General features: G+C 59.4%; 15 protein-coding genes and 2 pseudogenes. 12 read left to right on the plus strand and 5 right to left on the minus strand.

From position 1 onward, the window contains the following. Positions 1–10: 10 nt before the first annotated feature. From RHM58_RS10915 to RHM58_RS10930, 4 genes are all read left to right on the plus strand, one after another. A complete protein-coding gene (locus RHM58_RS10915; RefSeq protein ID WP_322270349.1) occupies positions 11–511 on the plus strand; it encodes a hypothetical protein in 501 nt (166 codons plus the stop codon). A gap of 80 nt (positions 512–591) precedes the next feature. Further along, positions 592–969: a hypothetical protein gene (locus tag RHM58_RS10920; RefSeq protein WP_322270350.1), complete on the plus strand. Its 378-nt coding sequence runs from the start codon at positions 592–594 to the stop codon at positions 967–969. A 349-nt stretch (positions 970–1,318) separates the two neighbouring features. Next, a complete protein-coding gene (locus RHM58_RS10925; protein WP_322270351.1) occupies positions 1,319–1,642 on the plus strand; it encodes a hypothetical protein in 324 nt (107 codons plus the stop codon). Positions 1,643–2,126: 484 nt separating this feature from the next. After that, entirely contained in the window at positions 2,127–2,966 is an 840-nt protein-coding gene (locus tag RHM58_RS10930) for a 23S rRNA (adenine(2030)-N(6))-methyltransferase RlmJ (protein WP_201200022.1), read from the plus strand. A 143-nt stretch (positions 2,967–3,109) separates the two neighbouring features. On the opposite strand, the gene msrA is transcribed toward RHM58_RS10930, so the two are convergent. From msrA to aceE, 5 genes and pseudogenes are all read right to left on the minus strand, one after another. Continuing rightward, positions 3,110–3,757 (minus strand): peptide-methionine (S)-S-oxide reductase MsrA, encoded by a 648-nt coding sequence (gene msrA / locus RHM58_RS10935; RefSeq protein ID WP_201205106.1) that lies wholly within the window; start codon positions 3,755–3,757, stop codon positions 3,110–3,112. Between the two features lie 178 nt (positions 3,758–3,935). Further along, positions 3,936–6,631, minus strand: a pseudogene (locus tag RHM58_RS10940) (EAL domain-containing protein). A 313-nt stretch (positions 6,632–6,944) separates the two neighbouring features. Further along, positions 6,945–8,342: an alkaline phosphatase D family protein gene (locus RHM58_RS10945; RefSeq protein WP_322270352.1), complete on the minus strand. Its 1,398-nt coding sequence runs from the start codon at positions 8,340–8,342 to the stop codon at positions 6,945–6,947. A gap of 277 nt (positions 8,343–8,619) precedes the next feature. Beyond that, positions 8,620–10,587, minus strand: coding sequence for a dihydrolipoyllysine-residue acetyltransferase (gene aceF / locus RHM58_RS10950; RefSeq protein ID WP_322270353.1), 1,968 nt, complete (start codon positions 10,585–10,587; stop codon positions 8,620–8,622). 11 nt (positions 10,588–10,598) lie between these two features. Continuing rightward, positions 10,599–12,575, minus strand: a complete 1,977-nt coding sequence (gene aceE / locus RHM58_RS10955) for a pyruvate dehydrogenase (acetyl-transferring), homodimeric type (protein ID WP_322270355.1) — start codon at positions 12,573–12,575, stop codon at positions 10,599–10,601. Positions 12,576–13,638: 1,063 nt separating this feature from the next. On the opposite strand from aceE, the gene glnE reads away from it, so the two are divergent. From glnE to RHM58_RS10995, 8 genes and pseudogenes are all read left to right on the plus strand, one after another. Then, positions 13,639–16,578: a bifunctional [glutamate--ammonia ligase]-adenylyl-L-tyrosine phosphorylase/[glutamate--ammonia-ligase] adenylyltransferase gene (gene glnE, locus RHM58_RS10960; RefSeq protein WP_322270356.1), complete on the plus strand. Its 2,940-nt coding sequence runs from the start codon at positions 13,639–13,641 to the stop codon at positions 16,576–16,578. A 374-nt stretch (positions 16,579–16,952) separates the two neighbouring features. After that, positions 16,953–17,987: a lipopolysaccharide heptosyltransferase II gene (waaF, locus tag RHM58_RS10965; protein ID WP_201200032.1), complete on the plus strand. Its 1,035-nt coding sequence runs from the start codon at positions 16,953–16,955 to the stop codon at positions 17,985–17,987. 1 nt (position 17,988) lies between these two features. After that, on the plus strand, positions 17,989–19,050 hold the full coding sequence (waaC, locus tag RHM58_RS10970) for a lipopolysaccharide heptosyltransferase I (protein WP_201200033.1): 1,062 nt from the start codon (positions 17,989–17,991) through the stop codon (positions 19,048–19,050). Beyond that, the gene (locus RHM58_RS10975; protein WP_322270357.1) at positions 19,050–20,171 is read left to right on the plus strand and encodes a glycosyltransferase family 4 protein; all 1,122 of its coding nucleotides are present in this window, start codon (positions 19,050–19,052) and stop codon (positions 20,169–20,171) included. The genes waaC and RHM58_RS10975 overlap by 1 nt, the downstream gene beginning before the upstream one ends. Continuing rightward, the gene (rfaP, locus tag RHM58_RS10980) at positions 20,171–20,977 is read left to right on the plus strand and encodes a lipopolysaccharide core heptose(I) kinase RfaP (RefSeq protein ID WP_201200037.1); all 807 of its coding nucleotides are present in this window, start codon (positions 20,171–20,173) and stop codon (positions 20,975–20,977) included. The genes RHM58_RS10975 and rfaP overlap by 1 nt, the downstream gene beginning before the upstream one ends. Further along, a complete protein-coding gene (locus tag RHM58_RS10985) occupies positions 20,977–21,711 on the plus strand; it encodes a lipopolysaccharide kinase InaA family protein (protein ID WP_201200039.1) in 735 nt (244 codons plus the stop codon). Before rfaP ends, RHM58_RS10985 begins: the two co-directional genes overlap by 1 nt. Continuing rightward, positions 21,708–22,460, plus strand: a complete 753-nt coding sequence (locus RHM58_RS10990; RefSeq protein WP_201200041.1) for a lipopolysaccharide kinase InaA family protein — start codon at positions 21,708–21,710, stop codon at positions 22,458–22,460. Before RHM58_RS10985 ends, RHM58_RS10990 begins: the two co-directional genes overlap by 4 nt. Next, positions 22,460–23,911 (plus strand): annotated as a pseudogene (locus RHM58_RS10995) (lipopolysaccharide kinase InaA family protein). Before RHM58_RS10990 ends, RHM58_RS10995 begins: the two are co-directional and overlap by 1 nt. Positions 23,912–24,142 lie beyond the last annotated feature (231 nt).

Raw genomic sequence — 24,142 nt, forward strand, 5'->3', positions numbered from 1 at the left:
GTGTGTTTAGATGTCTGATCAAAAACTAACACGCGAGGTGATTACAGATTGGGCCTATGGGCGCACTGTTATTGATTTGGTTGAAAGTGATTGTGATGGAGACGCTGCGAGCTTTGATAATGATGTTGTGAGGGTACTAGGGGCTAAAGGCTTATTAGAATTTGCAGCAGATCCAGCGTGCCCGAATAGAAGATATTTTGTAGATGGGTTTGTAACGCTGTTTTTATGGATTTTTCGTTCGAATGGAAATCTTCCATTTCACTTTTCACGTTTTCTAGGAATTAAGTCCAGAGAGGATTATAGAACTGAGATGGAAGCGCAAGCGGAAGAGGTTTATGATGTTTGCTTGGTTTTAGATAGTATGAGACTCATAAAGGACCCCGCAATACAGTCTCTTTACAAACAGCTTCTTGATTTTAGACATGCTTACGCAAATAGTAACAGCGACTTTTATTACAGAAGCTGGGCGGCGTTGGATTTAGGGTTTTTCGATGTGGAGACGATGCGTTAAGTTGTTTTGTTGAGTGGCCTCTCGTTGGTAGGTTTTTAGTTATTGCTTTTTGGTGCGGTGGTAAGCTGTGGGGCCTTCAAGTGATAGATAAGTATGTTGTAATTGTCCTGGCAGTAAATCCTATCGTTGAAGAAGAAGTTCTATTGCTTGTTAGTGGTGTGAAAGTTAAATGCTTTGCGAGCTGCTGTCCTGAAAAAATTCAGGTAGGGGAAGCCTATGAGGTTGAGTTCGAGATAGTCCTTCCTGATGATGACTTCATTACCGTTGCAGAAAAGCGGTCCGACTCACTAATTGAAGTGAAAGACGATGGTTTTTCATGCTTTCTATATGGCTATTTGGACGGAAGTGTCTTCCGATCCTTCGTTGACTTTATGGATCAGGAAATCCACTACGACTATCCGGCGCTTAACGAAGAATTCGTCAAGGTCAGGGTGGACAGGATTGATGTGTCTTTCTGATTGAGGAGCGAAATTTCTGGACAAGGTCGTCGGAAGTTTCCTTCAAGCTGCGGCGGCTTTCATGAACTGGTGCGAAATGTTTTCCATCGATAGTCTTTGGCAGTCACTGAAAATTCAGTGGCAGGGTGTAGGAACCCTTCAAAGTCGTTGGAAATGTATTGGCGTCGAAGCTTGGTTTGCGGCCGTTAACGTGCGTCCGTAAGATCAGTTGCGGCGGCTGTGCGCGGGCACGCTTCGGCGTGGTCGAGTTTTCCAAAGGCCTCGATATTCCTACCCCGCGCATAGCTGCCACCCAAGCCTGTAGGAAGGCTGATGGCAGTTCCTATTTGTTGCCTTTGGAATTTGAAAAATGAAAACACTTCACCCCGATCCACCCTACGAAAAACCAGTCCCCCACCCCGATAACCGCTACATGGCACTCACCAGCAACTGCTGCGAAATGCCCACCCTGTTCGTCGACACCCACGCCCCGATTGATGTTTTATATGACGCTGCCAGCTACCGAATTCGCGCGGTCACTCAGGTGCTTGAGAACCTTTCCATGCGCGGTTCGATTGACTGTGAGTCCTTCATCCTTAGCGATTTTGCCTTGCTCTGCGCCATTCCGTTGCGCGATGGGTGTGATGTGCTGGATGTGATTGGGCGGCGGTTGCGGGCTCGGTCACCGGAATAGCAGCGAAGGGCTTTTGTGGCGAGGGAGCTTGCTCCCGTTCGGCTGCGTAGCAGTCGTGAAACCAGGCGCTGCGGTTTACCTGACGAATCCGGAGGGCTGGTTTTGGGGCTGCTGCGCAGCCCAGCGGAGCAAGCTCCCTCGCCACAGGTTTTGGTTGGCGGGGATGTCTTGGGGCTGCTGCGCAGCCCAGCAGGGGCAAGCCCCCTCGCCACGGGGTTTTGTAGTGGTTGGGGGATTTTGGGGCTGCTGTGCAGCCCAGCGGGAGCAAGCTTCCTCGCCACAGGGTTTTGTAGTGGCTGGGGGATTTTGGGGCTGCTTTGCAGCCCAACGGGAGCAAGCCCCTCGCCATAAGGGCAAGGTCAAAAGATCGCAGCCTTCGGCAGTTCCTACGGGGTGTGTGATTGCCTGGAATGGCCGCTCAGCCGTGAACTCCTGACGTTCGCCGCCGTACAAGGTAAACTTCCCGGCCTTCGCAGGAGCAATCATGAATTATCGTCACGCCTTCCATGCCGGCAATCACGCCGATGTGTTCAAACACCTGACTTTGACCCGCCTCATCGCCTTGATGTCGCGCAAGGAGCAGCCGTTTGCCTATCTCGACACTCACGCCGGTATTGGTCTGTATGACCTGCAGGGTGATCAGGCGAGCCGTACCGGTGAGTACCTGGAAGGGATCGCGCGGTTGTGGGATCAGCCGGATCTGCCGGAGCTGACCGCCGATTACATGAAGGTGCTGCACGACATGAACCCGGATGGCCAGTTGCGCTATTACCCGGGGTCGCCGGAGTTGGCGCGGCGCCTGACGCGGCGGCAGGATCGGGTGATGCTCAATGAGAAGCACCCTGAAGACGGTTTGTTGCTCAAGGACAATATGGCCGGTGATCGTCGGGTGAAGGTTCACCTGGGCGAAGGCTGGCATGTGCCGCGCGCGATGTTGCCGGTGCAGGAGAAGCGGGCGGTGATGTTGATTGATCCGCCGTTCGAGCAGCTCGATGAGATGCAGCGCTGTGCGGCGTCGTTGAAAGAGGCGATTGGGCGGATGCGCCAGACCGTGGCGGCGATTTGGTACCCGGTGAAGGACCAACGCATGTTGCGTCGTTTCTATCAGGACCTGGCCGGCTCGGGCGCGCCGAAGTTGTTGCGGGTGGAGTTGTTGGTGCATCCACTGGATACGCCGAACAGCCTGAACGGCTCGGGGTTGGCGATTGCGAATCCGCCGTGGGGTCTGGAAGAGGAATTGCGGGAGTTGCTGCCGTGGTTGTCCAAGAAGCTTGGGCAGACCCAGGGTGGGTGGCAGATGGATTGGTTGATTGCTGAGAGTTGATCAGCAGGATTAATGGCGTCTGAGAGGACGCCTTCGCGAGCAAGCCCGCTCCCACAGTAGATTTATGTCGATCACAAGAGTGTGGTCAGGCGTAGATCCAATGTGGGAGCGGGCTTGCTCGCGAAGCTTTCGGCGATCTGATATCAGATCGGGCAAGTCACGCCTGTACCGCCAATCCCGCAATACCCTTCAGGATTCTTGGCCAGGTACTGCTGGTGATACGCCTCGGCGAAGTAGACCGTTGGGGCTTCGTCGATTTCGGTGGTGATGGTGCCTTTGCCAGCCTTGGTCAGTTCAACCTGGAACACTTGCGCGCTGTGTTTGGCGGCGGCGAGCTGATCCGGGTTGGTGGCGTAGATCACCGAGCGGTACTGAGTGCCGATGTCGTTGCCCTGGCGCATGCCCTGGGTCGGGTTGTGCAGTTCCCAGAACATCTTCAGCAGCGCTTCGTAGCTGACTTTTGCCGGCTCGTAGACCACCAGTACCACTTCGCTGTGGCCGGTCAGGCCAGAGCAGACTTCTTCATACGTCGGGTTCGGCGTAAAGCCGCCGGCGTAACCCACCACCGTGCTGACCACGCCTTCGCGCTGCCAGAATTTGCGTTCCGCGCCCCAGAAGCAGCCCAGGCCGAAGATCGCGAAATCCACGTCGGTCACGAACGGGCCCAGCAGCGGGGAGTCGTGGACGAAGTGTTTTTCCGGCAAGTTCATTGGGGTTTCACGGCCAGGCAGAGCTTGTTCTTTAGTCGGGAGCACGTTTTTGTTCACCAGAATTTCCGAGCGCAAGACCATCATCAGTCCCCTCAGTCAGAGTGTGTAAGTAGTCAGACCGCCAGTGTGCCCAATGATTTCAGGTTGCGCACTATCCCTGTGGGAGCGGGCTTGCTCGCGAAGGCGGCGTGTCAGTCAGAATTCACGTCACTGATACACCGCCTTCGCGAGCAAGCCCGCTCCCATAGGGGTGTATCAATCAGGCAATCGGGCCGCGCGGATAGCGTTTGAGCTTCTCGATCAGCTCGGAACCCGGGATAGGGCGGTCGAACAGGTAGCCCTGGCCGACGTCGCAACGGTGGCGGCGCAGGAAGGCCAACTGCTCGGCGGTTTCGATGCCTTCCGCCACGACCTTGAGTTTCAGGTTGTGGGCCATGGCGATCACTGCGGAGGTGATTTCCATGTCGTCCTGGTTGTCCGGGATTTCGTGGATGAAGCTTCGATCGATCTTGATGATGTCGATCGGGAATTTTTTCAAGTAGCTGAGCGATGAGTAACCGGTGCCGAAGTCGTCGATCGCCAGGGTCAGGCCCAGGCGCTTGAGTTGGTCGAGCTGCAAGTGCGTGTCTTCGGTGGCTTCCAGCAGCAGGCCCTCCGTTAGCTCAAGCTCCAGCAGGTTCGACGGCAGCGCTTCTTCCTTGAGGATGCTGGCGATGGACGCCACCAGGTCCGGGTCGGAAAACTGCTTGGGCGACAGGTTGATCGCCACCTGAAGATTGCCCAGGCCGGCGGCGGTCAGTTCCTTGCTCATGCGGCAGGCCTGACGGGCGATCCATTTGCCGATTGGAATGATCAGGCCGGTCTCTTCAGCGACGCTGATGAACTGGTCCGGGCGGATCATGCCTTTTTCCGGATGGTTCCAGCGCAGCAAGGCTTCCATCCCCAGCAAACGACCGCTGCGCAGGCACAGCTTGGGCTGGTAGAACACGTCCAGTTCGTTCTGGGTCAGGGCGCGACGCAGGTTGTTCTCGACGAACAGCTTGTAGCTGGCCTCGGCGTTCAGCGCTTCGGTGAACACCTGAACCTGATGTTTGCCGTTGGCCTTGGCCTTGTGCAAGGCGAGGCCGGCGTTGCGCATCAGCGTCTGCGGGTCGCGACCGTGCAGCGGCGCGCAGGCCAGGCCCACGGAGCCGGTGACGCTAATTAGCTGGTTGTCGACGAACATCGGCTTGTCGAGGGTCGCCAGCAACTGGTTGGCGACTTGCTGGCCGGCCGAGAGGTCGGTGTTGTCCAGCAGCACCGCGAATTCGTTACTGGCGAAGCGCGCCAGGCTGCCGCTCGGGCTCAGGCTATTGCGCAGGCGTCGGGCCAGGCTGATCAGCAATTTGTCGCCGGCGTGGTGGCCGAGGCTGTCGTTGATCGACGCTTGAAGTTGTCGATGTCCACCAGCAACAGGCTGATCGGTGTATCGCTGTCTCGGGCGAAACGTTCGTCCAGGTTGCGGATAAACGCCGGGCGGTTGCCGAGGTTGGTCAGGTTGTCGGTGTAGGCCAGGCGCTCGATGCGTTGCTGGGCGAGCTTGGTTTGGGTGATGTCTTCGTAGATGCCGATGTAATGCGTCAGCTCGCGGTTGTCGCCGTAAACCTTGGAGATCGACAACTGGCCCCAGTAGGGTTCGAGGTTTTTGCGGCGGCTCTTGAACTCGCCCTGCCAACTGTTGCTCTTGGCCAGTGCTGAGGGCGCGTCGAACAGCAGTTCGCTGAGGTTTTCCAGCGCCGGCAGTTCCGACAGCCGCTGGCCGTGGACTTCTTCGGTGCTGTACTGAGTGATCGCGGTAAAGCTTGGGTTGACGTATTCGACCACGCCGTCGCAATTGACCAGCAAAAAGGCGTTGGCACTTTGTTCCACTGCGCGCTGGAACAGGTGCAGGGCGCTGGTGGCGGTGCGGCGGTTGTGGTTGTTGATGACTTGGGCGAACTGATCCGCCAGTTCACCGGCAAAGGCGATTTCGTCTGATTGCCAGGCGCGGGTCGCACCGGTCTGCTCCAGGCACAACACGCCGACCACTTGGCCATCGACGCGAATACTGGCGTCGAGCATGGCGTTGACGTCCCGCGGGCGCAGGCTTTCAGCCATGTGCCGGGTACGCGGGTCACGGATCGCGTTATGGGCATCGATGGCGCGACTGGTGTGCAGGGCTTCCAGATAGTCCGGAAAACTGCTTGCGTCGATCGGCTCCGGCATCAGGTATTCCTGAGTGGCGCGGTGATAAGCCGAGATCGGCACCAGCGTCGAACCCTCGAGGTTCCACAGGCTGGCGCAGTCGATTTCGTAGATGTCGCAGGCGCAGCGGGTGATCAGTTCGGCGGCTTCTTGCAGGGAATTGCCGGAGCTGTAGCGCTGACGGGTCAGCAGCAGGATCAAGTCTTGCTGGGCACGTACCCGGTCCAGATGCTGCAGTTGTTCCTGTTGGGCACGCTGGTTGAGTTCCAGGGCGATTTGCAGGCGCGAGTTCTGGGTTTCCAGGTCCAGGGCCGGCAGCAACGGCTCGCCCTCGAACAGGCCGTCTACCACCAGCAAGTAGCCGCGCAGCAGGTGTCGATTGTGTTGTTTGTAGGCTTCGCCCAGTTCCAGCAGGCTCAAGGTGCCTGCGGCGGTGTGCAGTGTGTAGCGGATCAGGTAATGCGGGCTGTCGGCGAGTTGCAGCTGGATTGCGTCATGCAGTTGATAGCGCGCTTCGGGCTCCATCAGGCTGGCGTAGGGCGAACCGACCAGTGCGCAGAGCTCCACGGCCGGCAGGCCGAACTGTCGTTCGCAATTGGGATCAAGAAACAGCAGCGCCCAGCTTGCTTCATTCAGCCGTTCGAAACGCAGCATGCCGAGCCGCGAGGGCACAGGCAACTGCGTCACTACCTCGGCCACCATACGGCTGGCGGCATCGGGTTGGCTTTTCATTGGGGGAAACTCGCTTCGAATATGCTGATCGCGCCGGGCTCTCGCCCTCTTTACTGTTGCCTGCGGCAAGGTTGCATCATTGCGGCACCGACTGACAAGAGAGATGAAGGCCAAGTGCTATAAGAATATGTCGGCAGGAGGATGGATTTCTCCAGTGGACGGCCAAAAGTAATGGTCTGGATTGAAAGTTTCTGAGTTGAGCACTGTCCTGTGGCGAGCGAGCTTGCTCGCGCTTGAGTGCGTAGCGCTCACAAAAACTTTGGGGCCGCTGCGCAGCCCTGCGCGAGAAAGCTCGCTCGCCACAGGATTTCGCTTAACGCAATGGAATGTCGATCGTCTGCAAAAGGTTGCCGTCCCGGTCGTGATAATTCACGCGTATTTCCTGCGCCTCAACCACCACATGCGCAAAATTGTCCTGGCTCACCACCTTACTCGTCAGTTCATGCCGATAGTCCCCAGCCGCCGTTTGCGCCAGTGGCTGATCGAGGATGAAGGTCGACTCGCTGGCATACGGCAGCAGCTTGCTGTTGCACAGGGGCGAAGAAACGATGGTGTGAATGTCGAAGTCGAGGTCTTCGCTGTGGGTCAGGCGGCTGGTCAGGGAACCATGCACATCGCCGGAAACGAAAATGACGTTCTTGATGCGATGCGTACGAATAGTTTCCAGCAGTCGCAGGCGCTGTTCCGGGAAGGCCTTCCAGGCATCGTCGCCATGACTTTTGCGGTCGGGGTAGAACATCACGCTGGTGACCACAAACTTGACCCGCGCCGGGCTGTTGACCAGCCATTTAAGCAGGACCTGTTCCTGTTCTTCGTCGAGAATGCGCCGATCATCGGCGGACAGCGTGCGGCGGGTGCGGCTGTCGGTGACAAACCATTCGATATCACCTTCGCTTAGTGGGTACCAGTAATGTTCCAGCCTGGAACGATTCACTAGCCCATTGTCATAAAGCTCATGAGCCGGACTATGGCTCGCCTGATATAACTCATAAGCGTTCATGGCGTTGCGATACAACTCATCGTCGGACTTGCTGGCATTGGCTGGCCAGTTATCTTCTATTTCATGGTCGTCGAGAATCATGTAGGTCGGTGTGCCAGCCATCAACTTGCAGATATTGGGTTGGGAAAATGCCGCTCGGTATTTGCTAAGGATTTCGTTGTATTCGCGGTCGGGGGCAATGATGTTCAGATCATCGACGTAGATCTGATCCCCGGTCATCAACGTGGCGCTGATCGGCGGATCAGCCTGGTCCACCAGTTTCTTGATCGAGTCGAAAATACGATCGCCTCGCAGTGGGGATGATGGTTTGCCCGCGGTCATCCGCAGGTAACGGCAAGAGCCGATGATATAGGCGCGAGGCCGCGTGACCTTGCTGGACTGGGTGCGAAAACGATAGATCTCTCGCGGCCATTGCAGCGGTAGCTCCTGCACCGTTTCCACGGTGTGCACCGGGCTCATGGGGCTGATCCAGCCTGCCTGGTATTCGTACGCGGTATCTTCGCTCAGGTCATTTAACGCAATGACGTCGGACATGTCCCGCAAGGTCGAAAGTTTAGTAAACAGGCCTTTAGTCCAGCGTTCATCGCCCACTGGCCGATAACGGATGCCGGCAAATACCAGTGCGTCATCCTGAGTTTCACCGCGTAAGAAAATTCGTGCGTGGTTAGTTGTAGTGTGGCCAATAATCGGGCCGACAGTCGGTTTGAACATGTTCGAATCCGTTCGAAGTAATGCTAACTAAGCTATTAAGGGTGTCAAAGTCCGTGTTGAACTTTATGGGACTAAGCCTAGTTATTGGCTCGCAAAAAATATCGAGCCGAAGTGGACTCAAGTTGTGGGCGAAGTAAGCCGCAGATGTAGGAAGTTGCCAGGTACTTTCTTTCAGGCAAAAAAAGCCCCGCCAAATTGGCGGGGTTGAGGTACGAGCGTGGCGCTCGGAAATCGTGGAACGCGACAGGCCCTCCGGTGAAGGAGGGCGTGTCAGGTGTTACAGCAAGATGGTGCGGATGTCCGCCAGCAGGTCGCTCAGACGCTTGGTGAAGCGTGCAGCAGCGGCGCCGTTGATCACACGGTGATCGTAGGACAACGACAGCGGCAGCATCAGCTTCGGCTGGAAGGCTTTGCCGTCCCAGACTGGCTGGATGGTTGCCTTGGAAACACCGAGGATCGCCACTTCCGGCGCGTTGACGATCGGCGTGAAGCCGGTGCCGCCAATGTGGCCGAGGCTGGAAATGGTGAAGCAGGCGCCTTGCATGTCGTCAGCGGTAAGCTTTTTGTCGCGGGCTTTGGCGGCCAGCACAGCCGCCTCAGCCGCAAGCTGCAGAAGGCTTTTCTGGTCGACGTTCTTGATGACCGGTACCAGAAGGCCATCCGGGGTGTCGACCGCGAAGCCGATGTTTACGTACTTCTTGCGGATGATCGCCTTGCCGCTAGGTGCCAGCGAACTGTTGAAGTCCGGCAGTTCCTTGAGCAGGTGCGCACACGACTTGAGCAGCAGCGGCAGGATGGTCAGCTTGACGCCAGCCTTCTCTGCAACGGCTTTCTGCGCGATGCGGAACGCTTCCAAGTCGGTGATATCAGCCGAATCGAACTGAGTCACGTGCGGGATGTTCAACCAGCTGCGGTGCAGGCTCGACGCGCCGATTTGCATCAGGCGAGTCATCGGCACTTCTTCGATTTCACCGAAGCGGCTGAAGTCCACGACCGGAATCGGCGGGATGCCCGCGCCGCCGGTTGCGCCAGCTGCGGCGGCCGGTGCTTCCTTGGCCTTCTGCATCATGGCTTTGACGTAAACCTGCACGTCTTCTTTCAGCACACGACCGTGCGGGCCGCTTGGGCTGACCGCGTTCAGTTCGACGCCGAATTCACGGGCCAGTTGGCGTACTGCCGGACCAGCGTGAACCTTGGCACCCGACTTGACCGGTGCAGCAGCAACCGGTGCGGCAGGCGCAGCAGCCGGAGCCGACGCCACAGGAGCAGCGGCAGCCGGAGCAGCAGCGGCTGGAGCCGGGGCAGCTGCCGGAGCAACGCCTTTGACTTTCAATTTCAGGATCAGGTCGCCGGTACCGACTTCGTCATCCAGCTTGATGGAAACGCTTTCCACCACGCCAGCGGCAGGCGATGGAATTTCCATGCTCGCCTTGTCGGATTCCAGAGTGATCAGCGACTGGTCGGCGGTGACGGTGTCGCCAGCCTTGACCAGTACTTCGATGATCTTGGCCTTGCCCGACGAGCCGATGTCCGGGACATGAATGTCCTGAACGGTGTCGGCAACCGGTGCAGCAGGCGCGGCGGCTGGAGCAGCAGCGGCTGCCGGAGCAGGCGCAGCAGCTTGAGCTGGCGCGGCCGCAGCCGGTGCAGCAGCACCTGCCACTTTCAACGCCAGGATCAGGTCGCCGGTACCGACATCGTCGTTCAACTTGACGCTGATGCTTTCAACCACGCCAGCGGCAGGCGATGGGATTTCCATGCTTGCCTTGTCGGATTCCAGAGTGATCAGCGACTGATCAGCAGCGACGGTGTCGCCGACTTTGACCTGGATCTCGATGATCTGGGCCTTGCCCGACGAACCGATATCCGGCACGTGAATCTGCTGAGTGGTTGCAGCGGCTGGAGCAGCGGCCGGTGCAGCCGCTGCCGGAGCAGGTGCAGCAGCCGGTTTTGCTTCAGCTTTGGCGGCCGGCGCAGCGGCAGCGGTTGCCGCAGGGGCCGCAGCAGCGGCACCTTCGACTTCCAGCTCCAGCAGTTCGTCGCCTTCTTTCAGGCGATCGCCGATTTTTACTTTCAGGCTTTTGACGATGCCGGCCTTCGGGGCAGGAATCTCCATGCTCGCCTTGTCCGACTCAAGCGTCAGGATGCTCTGGTCGGCTTCGATACGGTCGCCGACCTTCACAAATAGTTCGATTACTTCACCTTCACCGCTGCCGATGTCAGGTACTCGAATGAGTTCGCTCACAGAATGTCTCCTCAGCAGTCCAGTGGGTTGCGTTTTTCCGGGTTGATACCGAACTTGACGATGGCTTCAGCCACCACCTTAGGTTCGATGTCACCACGGTCAGCCAAGGCTTCCAGGGCTGCCAACACCACGAAATGACGGTCGACTTCGAAGAAGTGACGCAGCTTCTTACGGCTGTCACTGCGGCCGAAACCATCGGTGCCCAGGACTTTGAATTCCTTGGACGGGACCCACTGACGAATTTGTTCAGCGAACAGTTTCATGTAGTCGGTAGAGGCAATGACCGGACCTTTACGGCCGTTCAGGCATTCTTCGACGTAGCTCAGCTTAGGCTTCTGGCCCGGGTGCAGACGGTTGGTGCGTTCTACGGCCAGGCCATCGCGACGCAGTTCGTTGAAGCTGGTAACGCTCCACACGTCAGCGCCGATGTTGAACTGTTCACGCAGGATCTTCGCCGCTTCACGGACTTCACGCAGGATGGTGCCGGAGCCCATCAGCTGAACGTGGTGCGCCGCTTCGCGGGTGTCTTCCTCGAGCAGGTACATGCCCTTGATGATGCCTTCCTCGACACCGGCCGGCATGGCTGGCTGCTGGTAGGACTCGTTCATCACGGTGATGTAGTAGAAAACGTCCTGCTGCTCTTCGGTCATCTTCTTCATGCCGTCCTGGATGATCACCGCCAGCTCATAGCCGTAGGTTGGATCAAAGGTGCGGCAGTTCGGGATGGTGCCGGCCAGGATGTGGCTGTGACCATCTTCGTGTTGCAGGCCTTCGCCGTTCAGCGTGGTCCGGCCGGCGGTGCCGCCGATCAGGAAGCCACGGGTACGGCTGTCGCCAGCGGCCCAGGCGAGGTCGCCGATACGCTGGAAGCCGAACATCGAGTAGAAGATGTAGAACGGCAGCATTGGCTGGTTGTGGCTGGAGTACGAAGTACCGGCAGCGATGAAGGAGCTCATGGCGCCCGCTTCGTTGATGCCTTCTTCGAGGATCTGGCCCTTCTTGTCTTCGCGGTAGAACATCACCTGGTCTTTATCGACTGGCTCGTAGAGCTGGCCGACGGACGAGTAGATACCCAACTGACGGAACATGCCTTCCATACCGAAGGTACGGGCTTCGTCCGGGATGATCGGAACGATGCGCGGACCGATTTCCTTGTCCTTGACCAATTGCGCGAGGATCCGCACGAAAGCCATGGTGGTGGAAATTTCACGGTCGCCCGAGCCGTCAAGAATAGCCTTGAGGGTATCGAGTGACGGTGTCGGCACGCTGAAGCTCTCGGCGCGACGCTGTGGCACGAAACCGCCCAATGCAGTGCGGCGCTCGCTGAGGTAGCGGGCTTCGGCGCTGTTTGGTTCTGGTTTGAAGAAGGGCAGGTTTTCCAGCTCTTCGTCTTTGACCGGGATGTCGAAACGATCACGGAACAACTTCAGGCTGTCGACATCGACTTTCTTGGTGTTGTGCGCAGTGTTTTTCGCTTCGCCGGCACCGGTGCCATAACCTTTGATGGTCTTGGCCAGGATGACGGTCGGTTGTTCTTTGTGGTTGACCGCTTCGTGGTACGCCGCGTAGACCTTGCGGTAGTCGTGGCCGCCACGCTTGAGGTTCCAGATCTCGTCGTCGGTGTAGCCTTCGACGAGCTTCAGGGCGCGCGGGTTCTGGCGAGCCGAAGAAGTGTCTCGCGAACGTATGCGCCGCTCTCGGCCTTGTACGTCTGGTAGTCGCCGTCGGGGGTGACGTTCATCGAGGTTGAGCAGGGCGCCGTCGACGTCGCGGGACAGGAGGTCGTCCCACTCGCGGCCCCAGACGACTTTGATGACGTTCCAGCCGGCACCGCGGAAGAAGCTCTCGAGCTCCTGGATGATCTTTCCGTTTCCGCGGACGGGTCCATCGAGGCGCTGCAGGTTGCAGTTGATGATGAAGATCGAGGTTGTCGAGCTTCTCGCGGCCAGCCAGCGAGATCGCGCCCAGGGATTCCGGCCTCGTCGCACTCGCCGTCGCCCAGGAAGCACCAGACTTTTTGCTTGCCTTCAGGGATGAAGCCACGGGCTTCCAGGTACTTCATGAAGCGTGCCTGGTAGATTGCCTGGATCGGGCCCAGACCCATGGATACGGTCGGGAACTGCCAGAAGTCAGGCATCAGCCAAGGGTGCGGATAGGACGACAAGCCCTGACCGTCGACTTCCTGGCGGAAGTTGTTCATTTGTTCTTCGGTGATGCGACCTTCCATGAACGCACGGGCGTAAACGCCTGGCGAGGTGTGGCCCTGGAAGTAGATCAGGTCGCCGCCGTGTTCGTCGGTCGGGGCCTGGAAGAAGTAGTTGAAGCCGATGTCGTACAGGGTTGCACTGGAAGCGAAGCTGGAGATGTGACCGCCCAGGTCAGAATCTTTCAGGTTCGTGCGCATCACCATGGCCATCGCGTTCCAGCGTACCAACGAGCGAATGCGGCGTTCCATGAACAGGTCGCCAGGCATGCGTGCTTCGTGGGTAACTGGAATGGTGTTGCGGTATGGCGTGGTGATGGCGTAAGGCAGTTGCGAACCGCTACGGGTTGCCAATTCGCCCATACGGGTCATCAGATAGTGAGCGCGGTCTTCGCCTTCTTTGTCGAGAACCGATTCCAGGGCGTCCAGCCATTCCTGGGTTTCGACGGGATCGAGGTCTTGCATGGCTTGCTCCAGGGCGGAAAGGCTTCCAGAATCGGTTGCCTGAGTTTGCGACTGGCCTTGTGGGCAGACGATATAAATTCTTGGATTGCCGAGAGGTTGTTCCGGCGGCGTGTAGTTTTACTACAAATCAACGGGCATTTCAGCCTTTCGAATGTATAGACGAGTAGTAAAACTACAGATGAATGGCTTGTGGCCTCCGGCTGCGTGGTGAGAATAATCGTTAAGGTTGGTCTTTTACCAACCAGAAAAGGTGAAAGCTTGATGTTGGCTGCCAAAATAAAAGAAATTTCAGCTATTTCTAACCTTTGTTCGACAGTCGGTCACGTAGCGTGTTTTCAAGAATCACTACATGAGCCCCTTCACACGCCGATCAAGGATAGACCATGACCCTGCCTTCGCTTGCCGAACTGCCCGCCATTCTTGAGCCATTGGTCACCCGTGCCGAACAGTCGTTCCGTGCGTCCGTCGCTTTATTAGAAGACGATCATGGCCTGTCTGCCTGGACGCCTGAACGCTGGGCGCAATTGGCCCGCGTCGTCGGCGCCAGCGACTTCGTGATTGAACAGAGCATTCGTGACCCTTTGATGTTGCTGGCGCTGGTGCAGTCCGGCGAACTGGATCGCAGCTTCGCCCCCGGTGAGCTGTGCGCGCAGATCGCGGCGGCAGTGAATGCGGCGCAAACCGAAGACGAACTCGGCCGCGCCCTGCGCCGCCAGCGCACCCGCCAGCAAGTGCGCATCATCTGGCGCGACCTGACCCGCCAGGCCGATTTGATCCAGACCTGCCGCGACCTCTCGGACATGGCCGATGCGAGCATCGATCAGGCCTATCAGTGGTTGTACTCGCGGCATTGCCAGCAATTCGGCGTGCCCACCGGCCGGCGCAGTGGCGAGCCGCAGCACATGGTCATTCTCGGCATGGGCAAGCTCGGCGCGGTCGAGCTGAACCTCTCGTCAGACATCGACCTGATCTTCGCTTACCCCGAGGGCGGCGAAACCGTCGGGGTGAAGCGCTCGTTGGATAATCAGGAGTTTTTCATTCGCCTCGGTCAGCGGTTGATCAAGGCGCTGGACCCGATGACCGTTGACGGCTTCGTGTTCCGCGTCGACATGCGCCTGCGTCCTTACGGCTCGGCTGGCGCGTTGGTCTTGAGCTTCAACGCCCTCGAACAGTATTACCAGGATCAGGGGCGTGACTGGGAACGCTACGCCATGATCAAGGCCCGCGTGGTGGCCGGAGATCAAGTGGCCGGCGCGCAGTTGCTCGACATGCTGCGACCGTTCGTTTACCGGCGTTACCTGGACTTCTCGGCCATCGAAGCGCTGCGCACCATGAAGCAGCTGATCCAGCAGGAAGTCCGGCGTAAGGGCATGGCCGACAACATCAAACTCGGCTCCGGCGGCATCCGCGAAGTGGAATTTATCGCCCAGGCATTCCAGCTGATTCACGGCGGTCGCGACCTGAGCCTGCAACAACGTCCGCTATTAAAAGTACTGAGCACGCTGGAAGGGCAGGGTTACCTGCCGGAACCTGTGATCAGTGAGTTGCGTAACGGCTACGAATTCTTGCGTTACACCGAACACGCAATCCAGGCGATTGCCGACCGCCAGACCCAGATGCTGCCGGATGGCGCACAGGATCGGGCGCGGATCGCCTTCATGCTCGGCTTTGCCGATTGGCCGGCATTTCATGAGCGGCTGATGTATTGGCGTGGTCGGGTGGCGTGGCACTTCGCTCAGGTGATTGCCGATCCTGACGAAGAGGAAGGCGCTGAAGCCGAAGTGGTGGTCGGGGGTGAGTGGCTGCCGTTGTGGGAAGAGTCCCAGGACGAAGAGGCCGCTTGCCGGCAGTTGGAAGAGGGTGGTTTTGCCGATGCTTCCAAGGCTCTGAAAACCTTGGCCAGCCTGCGCAGCAGTCCGCAATTGCGGGCCATGCAGCGTTTGGGTCGCGAGCGCCTCGATGCCTTTATTCCGCGCTTGCTGGCCCAGGCCGTGGAGCACGCCAATCCTGATCTGGTGCTGGAGCGAGTGCTGCCACTGGTTGAGGCCGTGGCCCGGCGTTCGGCTTATTTAGTGTTGCTGACGGAAAACCCCGGCGCCCTGCGTCGCTTGCTGACCTTGTGCGCTGCGAGCCCGTGGATTGCCGAGCAGATCACCCGCTTCCCGTTGTTGCTCGATGAATTGCTCAACGAAGGCCGACTGTTCAAGCCGCCGCTGGCACCGGAACTGGCCGCTGAATTGCGCGAGCGCCTGACGCGGATTCCCGAGGACGACCTCGAACAACAAATGGAAGCCCTGCGCCATTTCAAACTGGCGCACCGCTTGCGGGTTGCGGCCTCGGAAATCGCCGGCAGCCTGCCGTTGATGAAGGTCAGCGATTACCTGACCTGGCTCGCCGAGGCGATCCTCGAACAAGTGCTGGCCCTGGCCTGGCGTCAAACGGTGGCCAAATACGGCACGCCGCTGCGTACCGACGGTACGTTGTGCGATCCCGGCTTCGTGATTGTCGGTTATGGGAAGGTCGGCGGCCTGGAATTTGGGCATGGTTCGGACCTGGACCTGGTGTTTATTCATGACGGCGATCCGCAAGCGGAAACCGACGGCGTGAAACCGATCGACGGTGCGCAATTCTTCACCCGGTTGGGGCAGCGGATCATTCACTTGCTGACGGCGCAGACCAACTCCGGTCAGTTGTATGAAGTCGACATGCGGCTGCGACCGTCCGGTGCATCCGGGTTGCTGGTGAGTTCCCTGGGGGCGTTTGCCCGCTACCAGGAAAACGAAGCCTGGACCTGGGAACATCAGGCGTTGGTGCGGGCGCGGGTGCTGGTGGGCAGTCAGGATGTCGGCCAGGCGTTCGAGAAGGTTCGCGCGGCGATTTTGGGCAAGGCCCGGGATTTGCCGACCTTGCGTCAGGAGGTCAGCGAGATGCGCGCCAAGATGCGCGATAACCTCGGCAGCAAGAGCACCGCCGCCGGTACCGCGGCAAATGCCTTCGAAGCCACGGCGCCGTTCGATCTCAAGCAGGACGCCGGAGGTATCGTCGATATTGAATTTATGGTGCAATACGCGACCCTGGCGTGGTCCGAACAGCACCCGTCATTGCTGCGCTGGACCGATAACATCCGCATTCTGGAAGGGTTGGAGCAGGAAGGGCTGATGCCCGCCGAAGACGCCAGCCTGCTGCGCGAGGCCTATAAAGCCTACCGCTCCGCCGCACACCGGCAGGCCTTGCAGAAGGACGCCGGGGTGATACCGGGCGATCAGTTCGTGGACGAACGGCGGCAGGTGTTGCGGATCTGGCGCGAGCTGGGGCTAAGCTGAAACTCGGTAGTTGAAGCGGCGAGATTAAAATGTGGGAGCGGGCTTGCTCGCGAAAGCGGAGTGTCAGTCACCACTGATGCTGGATGTGCTGGCCCTTTCGCGAGCAAGCCCGCTCCCACAGTAGATCTTCAGTGTTTGCTAGATTAATGCACCAATACCCCAAGTAGATCTGCGGTGTTTTGTAGATTGAAGCAGCTAAGCTGCACCGCACTGGATGTGCACCAATACCCAATGTGGGAGCGAGCCTGCTCGCGATAGCGGAGTGACAGTCGACAGTCATGTTGAAGGTGATGACCCATCGCAAGCAGCCCTGTTCCCGCAGTGATTCTCGAGGCGGGGAGGCGTATGCCTCCCCGGTTCGTTTTGGAAACCACATGAAAATTCTGATCGTTGGGCCCAGTTGGGTCGGTGACATGGTGATGGCGCAGACACTGTTTCAGTGTCTCAAGCAACGCCACCCGCAATGCGAAATCGACGTGCTGGCCCCCGAGTGGAGCCGGCCGATTCTTGAGCGTATGCCCGAAGTGCGCCAGGCCTTGAGCTTCCCGCTCGGCCACGGCGCCCTCGAGCTGGCGACCCGTCGCCGCATCGGCAAATCCCTGGCCGGCCAGTACGACCAGGCAATCCTGCTGCCCAACTCCCTGAAGTCGGCGTTGGTGCCGTTCTTCGCCGGTATCCCGAAACGCACGGGCTGGCGTGGCGAGTTCCGCTACGGCCTGCTCAATGACGTGCGCACGCTGGATAAAGAGCGTTACCCGTTGATGATCGAGCGCTTCATGGCCTTGGCCTACGAGCCGGGCGCGGATCTGCCGAAACCCTATCCACGCCCAAGCCTGCAAATCGACCCGGTCACCCGCGAGGCGGCGATGGCCAAGTTCGGTCTCGAGCTGGATCGCCCAGTGTTGGCGCTGTGCCCCGGCGCAGAGTTCGGCGAGTCCAAGCGCTGGCCGTCCGAGCACTACGCCAAAGTCGCCGAAGCGAAGATTCGCGAAGGTTGGCAGGTCTGGTTGTTCGGCTCGAAAAACGATCACGCCGTCGGCGAAGACATCCGCGCGCGGCTGATTCCCGGATTGCGTGAAGAGTCGGTGAACCTCAGCGGAGGCACCTCGCTGGCCGAAGCTATCGACTTGATGTCCTGCGCCGATGCAGTGGTCTCCAACGATTCAGGCCTGATGCACGTTGCTGCGGCGCTGAACCGTCCGCTGGTCGCCGTCTACGGCTCGACCTCGCCGGGCTTCACCCCGCCGCTGGCCGAGCACGTCGAAATTGTGCGCCTGGGCATCGAATGCAGTCCCTGCTTCGATCGCACCTGCCGCTTCGGTCATTACAACTGCCTGCGCCAGTTGATGCCGCAACCGGTGAACGAAGCCTTGCAGCGGTTGCAGGGCACTGTGGTCGAGGTCAATTAGTTTGCGGGTTCTGTTGATCAAGACTTCTTCGCTGGGCGACGTGATTCATGCGTTGCCAGCGTTGACCGACGCGGCGCGGGCAATCCCCGGCATCAAGTTCGACTGGGTGGTGGAAGAAGGCTTCGCCGAGATCCCGACCTGGCACCCGGCCGTGGGCAAGGTGATCCCGGTGGCGATCCGTCGCTGGCGCAAAAACATCTGGCAGACCATCAAAAGTGGCGAGTGGAAACGCTTCAAACAGAGCGTCCGCGCCACTAAATACGACTTGGTGATCGATGCCCAAGGCTTGCTGAAAAGCGCCTGGCTGACCCGCTACGTCAAGGCTCCAGTGGCTGGGCTGGACAAGCACTCCGCCCGTGAGCCGATGGCCGCACGCTTCTACTCCCGGCGCCTGGCCGTGGGTCGTGGGCAACACGCAGTCGAGCGAGTGCGTCAGTTGTTCGCGTTGGCATTGGGTTACGACTTACCCAAAGGTTTGGGCGATTACGGCCTGAACGTCGAACGCATGGTGGAACTGCCGCGCAAGAATCCGTACGTGCTATTTCTCCACGGCACCACTTGGGACACCAAGCACTGGCCGGAATATTACTGGCGTGAACTGGCCGAACGGGTCGGTCACCTTGGCGTCGCGGTGAAACTGCCGTGGGGCAATCCGATTGAAAAGGCCCGTGCCGAGCGCATCGCCGCCGGTTTCCGGCATGTTGAAGTGCTGCCCAAACTGAACCTGGCCGGCGTCGGCAAAGTATTGGCCGGCGCACAGGCGTGCGTGGCCGTGGACACCGGGCTCGGCCATCTGGCCGCGGCGCTGGACGTACCGACCCTGTCGCTGTTCGGCCCGACCAATCCAGGCCTGACCGGCGCCTATGGCAAGGCGCAGATTCACATCGCCAGCGACTTCCCGTGCGCGCCGTGCCTGCAAAAGAAATGCACCTATCAACCGACGGCCGATGATGCCCGTCAGTTTGACCTGAAGCGCGAGTGGCCCCTGTGCTTCACGCGTCTGAATCCCCAGCGTGTCGCCAGCCGACTGAGCACGTTGTTACTGGCTGAGGAGCTGCGCTGATGCAATTGGCTTTTGTCCTTTATAAATACTTTCCGTTTGGCGGTTTGCAGCGCGATTTCATGCGCATCGCCCTGGAGTGTCAGCAGCGAGGTCATCAGATCCGCGTCTACACGCTGATCTGGGAAGGTGATGTTCCGCCGGGTTTCGAAGTGCTGGTGGCGCCCGTCAAGGCGTTCTTCAATCATCGACGTAACGAAAAGCTCACCGAGTGGATGGAGGCCGATCTGGCCAAGCGTCCGGTGGACCGCCTGATCGGTTTCAACAAGATGCCGGGCCTGGACGTCTACTACGCGGCCGACGGCTGCTTTGAGGACAAGGCGCAGAACCTGCGCAATTCGCTGTACCGTCGTTGGGGCCGCTACCGGCACTTCGCCGAGTACGAGCGCGCGGTGTTCGCCAAGGACGCCAAGACTGAAGTGTTGATGATTTCCGAAGTCCAGCAGCCGCTGTTCATCAAGCATTACGACACTCCGCTGGGGCGTTTCCATTTGCTGCCGCCGGGCATTTCCCAGGATCGTCGCGCACCCGCGAATGCGGCTGAAATTCGCGCTGAATTCCGTCGTGAGTTCAACCTCAAGGATGACGATTTGTTGCTGGTGCAGATCGGCTCCGGGTTCAAGACCAAGGGTGTGGATCGCAGCCTCAAGGCGTTGGCAGCATTGCCCGCCGATCTGAAGAAACGCACCCGGCTGTTTGTAATTGGCCAGGACGACCCCAAGTTATTCCAGATGCAGAGCGCCACATTGGGGCTCGGCGACAACGTTTCGTTCCTCAAGGGCCGCAGCGATATCCCGCGTTTCCTGCTCGGTGCCGACCTGTTGATCCACCCGGCGTACAACGAAAACACCGGCACGGTGCTGCTTGAAGCTGTGGTGGCCGGGTTGCCGGTGCTGGTGAGCGCGGTCTGTGGTTACGCCCATTACATTGCCGAGGCCGACGCCGGCCGGGTGCTGGACGAACCCTTCGATCAGGCGCAGCTCACGCAGTACCTGACTGACATGTTGAATGATGCTCAAGCACGGGCGGCCTGGAGCCGCAACGGTCTGGCCTTCGCCGAGACGGCCGACCTCTATAGCATGCCGCAGCACGCGGCCGATGTGATTCTGGCGGAGCACGCTTAATGAAGTTGATGCTGGCTGAACCGTTCAAGAGCCTGTGGGCCGGACGCGACCCGTTCGCCGAAGTCGAGGGCTTGCAGGGCGAGGTGTACCGCGAGCTCGAAGCGCGCCGGACCCTGCGCACTGAAGTGAACGGCAACGGGTTTTTCGTGAAGATCCACCGTGGCATCGGCTGGGGCGAGATTTTCAAGAACCTGCTCACTGCCAAGCTGCCGGTACTCGGCGCGGGCCAGGAGTGGAAAGCCATCCAGCGCCTGCAAGACGTCGGCGTGCCGACCATGACCGCCGTGGCTTACGGCGAGAAGGGCAGCAACCCGGCGGACCAGCATTCGTTCATCGTTACCGAAGAACTGGCCCCGACCGTCAGCCTCGAAGATTTCAGCATCGACTGGGTCAAGAACCCGCCGGAGCCGAAGCTCAAACGTGCACTGATCGCTGAAGTCGCACGCATGACCGGCATGATGCACCGCGCCGGGGTCAACCACCGCGACTGCTACATCTGCCATTTCCTGCTGCACACCGACAAACCGGTAACCGCTGACGACTTCAAACTCTCGGTGATCGACCTGCATCGGGCCCAGACCCGCCCGGCGATCACTCAGCGCTGGCGCAACAAGGATCTGGCTGCGCTGTACTTTTCGGCCCTCGATATCGGCCTGACCCAGCGCGACAAACTGCGTTTCCTCAAGGGCTACTTCCAGCAGCCCTTGCGTCAGATTCTTGCCGAGGAAGCTGCGTTGCTCTCGTGGCTCGAAGGCAAGGCCAACAAACTCTACGACCGTAAACAGCGATACGGGGACGCGCTCTAATGTCGGGTTGGACACTGGAACCTGCGTATAGCGAGCTGAGTGAAGACTTTGGTAGCCTCGAAGCAGTGTTTAACCTCCAGGGCGAGCAACTGACCCACGATCCGTTATCCGAGGTCATCCGCGTCAACCGCAACGGCGTGAACTATTACGTCAAACGTTACGTCGGTGCCGGCAAAGGCCTGCGCCGTTATCTGGGCAAGCCTCGGGTGAAAGCCGAATGGCAGAACCTCAAGCGCTTCGCCAAGTGGGGCATCCCTACCGCCGAAGTGGTGGCCTGGGGCCTGGAACGTCGCGGTGCGGCCTACGACCGTGGGGCGATGATCACCCGCGAGTTGCCGCGCACCGAAGACTTGTCGGCGCTGGCTGATCGGCATGACCCGAAACTGGCAGACCGTGCCTGGGTCGATCACGTTAGTCGGCAGTTGGCGGGATACACCCGGACCATGCACGACAACCGCTTCACCCATAACGATTTGAAGTGGCGCAACCTACTGATCGACGATGACGCCAAGCTGTTCCTGATCGATTGCCCGAATGGCGATTTCTGGCGTGGTTTCTGGCTCAAGTACCGAATCACCAAGGACCTGGCCTGTCTCGACAAGGTGGCTAAGTATCACCTGTCGGCCACCCAGCGCCTGCGCTTCTACCTGCAATACCGCCAACGGACCCGGCTTGACGCGGCCGACAAAAAACGGATCCGGCACGTGGTGAGATTTTTCGAGGGACGCGAATGACCGATTTTCTGGCCGCTGAAGACCGTGCGCTGCTTGAGCGCCACGGCCTCGGCACCTTCGACGCCCTCTGGGCCAAGCAGCTCGATGCGGTGGATGAACCCAACACCACTCGCGGCGGCTGGAGCAGCGTGTATCGGCTGGATCTGGAAGGGCAGGGCTTTTACCTCAAGCGTCAGTGCAACTACCTGACCCGGACCTTACACGCACCGTTGGGCGAGCCGAGTTTCGCCCGCGAGTTTCGCAATATCACCCGCTACCAGAAAATGGGCATCCCGGCACTGCAAGCCGCGTTTTTCGGTGAGCGTAAGGTCGGCGGCGAAGTCCGGGCGATTCTGCTGACCCGCGCCCTGGATGGTTGGGATGACCTGGATTCGCTGTTGCAGCGCTGGTCAGATCTGAGCGACGTGCAGCACTCGGCGATCCTGCACGCCTGCGGGCAACTGGCGCGGCGCCTGCATGGTGTGCGCCAGGTTCACGGTTGCTTCTACCCCAAGCACATTTTCTTGCAGGCCACCGGCGACGGTTACCGGGCGCAGTTGATTGACCTGGAAAAGACCCGGCCCTTGCTGTTCGGTCAGCGTGACCGGATCAAGGATCTGGAACCGTTGCTGCGCCGGGCGCCGGAGTGGGACGAACGTCATTTGCGCGCGTTATTGGCCAGCTATGTGGATCAGTCGAGTGACAGTTCTCTGGTGGGCAACTGGGTCTCGCGATTGACCGCGCGCCGTAGTCACAAGGAGACGCGTTGATGCGTTTGTCCGAACTAAAGAACGCCGGCCGCAGCCCGAGCCTGCCGTTGAACATCCCTTTGGCCGATGCCGCCGGGCCCGCCGAGTTGCAACTGTTGAGCTTGCTCCGGGTGTTGCCGGGCCAACGTTACGTCGGTGCCGGTGTCTGGCGTGGCCGTCCGGTGCTGGCCAAGTTGCTGGTTGGCAGCAAAGCGGCGCGGCATTTTCAGCGTGAGCGCGATGGCGTGCGTTTACTCGCTGATCAGGGCCTCACCACGCCGCAATTGCTGGCGGATGGCCTGAAGGACGGCGAGGGCGGCTGGCTGCTGTTCGATTTCCTCGAAGGCGCCGAGAGCTTGGGGGAGACCTGGAAAAAGTCGAACACTTGCCGGTGCTGGCGGACATGCAACGGCGCCGTGCTCGCCGAGGCGTTGGGCGCGATCGGCCAAATGCATCGCAAGGGTCTGTGGCAGGAAGACCTGCATCTGGACAACCTGTTGCGCCAGCGCGGTCGCTTGTACCTGATCGATGGCGGCGGCGTCTGCGCCGAAACCCCTGGCCAACCGCTGTCACGGCAGAAAGTCCTGGAAAATCTCGGCGTATTTTTCGCCCAGTTGCCGAAGTCGCTGGAACCGTTCACCGAAGAATTGCTGGTGTATTACCTGTTGAGCAACGGCGAGCACGCCTTGCCGATGGAAGCCTTGCAGAAGCAGATCAGCAAAGTGCGCCGTTGGCGCTTAAAGGACTTCCTGATCAAGTGCGGCCGCGAATGCACGCTGTTCAGCGTCCAGCGCGGGGCGTTTGGCTTACGGGCGATTCGCCGCGAGGAAGAAGCGGCGATGCTGCCGGTGCTGGAGCAGGCCGATGCTTTGCTCGATCAGGGCCACTTGTACAAAACCGGCGGCGCGGCGAGTGTTGGCAAGGTCGACGTGGCCGGGCGCACGCTGGTGATCAAGCGCTACAACATCAAGGGCTTTGCCCATTGGCTCAAACGCTTCTGGCGCCCGAGCCGTGCCTGGCATTCCTGGCGTGAAGGCAATCGGCTGGCGTTCCTCGGCATTGCCACACCCAAACCCTTGGCGTTGCTGGAGAAGCGTTTTCTCTGGTTGCGCAGCCGGGCGTACCTGGTGACCGAGTATTTGCCGGGGCCGGACATCATCGAGCGATTTGCGCCCTACGTTGAGAGCGGCGCCGCGCCGGAAGCCGAGCTGCTGGCGCTGGATCATCTGTTTGCAGAGTTGATTCGCGAGCGAATCAGCCATGGCGATTTCAAGGGCCATAACCTGTTCTGGCAGCAGGATCGCTGGGCGCTGATCGACCTCGATTCGATGTGTCAGCACGGCTCGCCGGGCAGCTTTGCCCCGGCGTATGCGCGGGATCGGGCGCGGTTTATGCGTAACTGGCCTGAGAGCAGTGCGCTGTATCAAGTCATTGAGCAGCGTTTGCCCAAAGACATCTCTGGCGCAGCCTGAATCCCTTCGCGAGCAAGCCCGCTCCCACATTTGATCGCATGTTTATCCAACAACTCGGTCTACTGTGGGAGCGGGCTTGCTCGCGAAGAGGCCCTCTCATCCAACACAAAATCCCCGGCCTGTCATATTGGAGGACAAGTTCTTACGAACCGTCCTACATGATCCACAGACGCCGTGAACTGTGCCCTGAATAACCCCAATGCTAGTTTGCCTGACGTTCTCGAAAGGCAG

This window comes from Pseudomonas sp. 10S4, from assembly GCF_034344865.1.
Taxonomy (GTDB): Bacteria; Pseudomonadota; Gammaproteobacteria; order Pseudomonadales; family Pseudomonadaceae; genus Aquipseudomonas.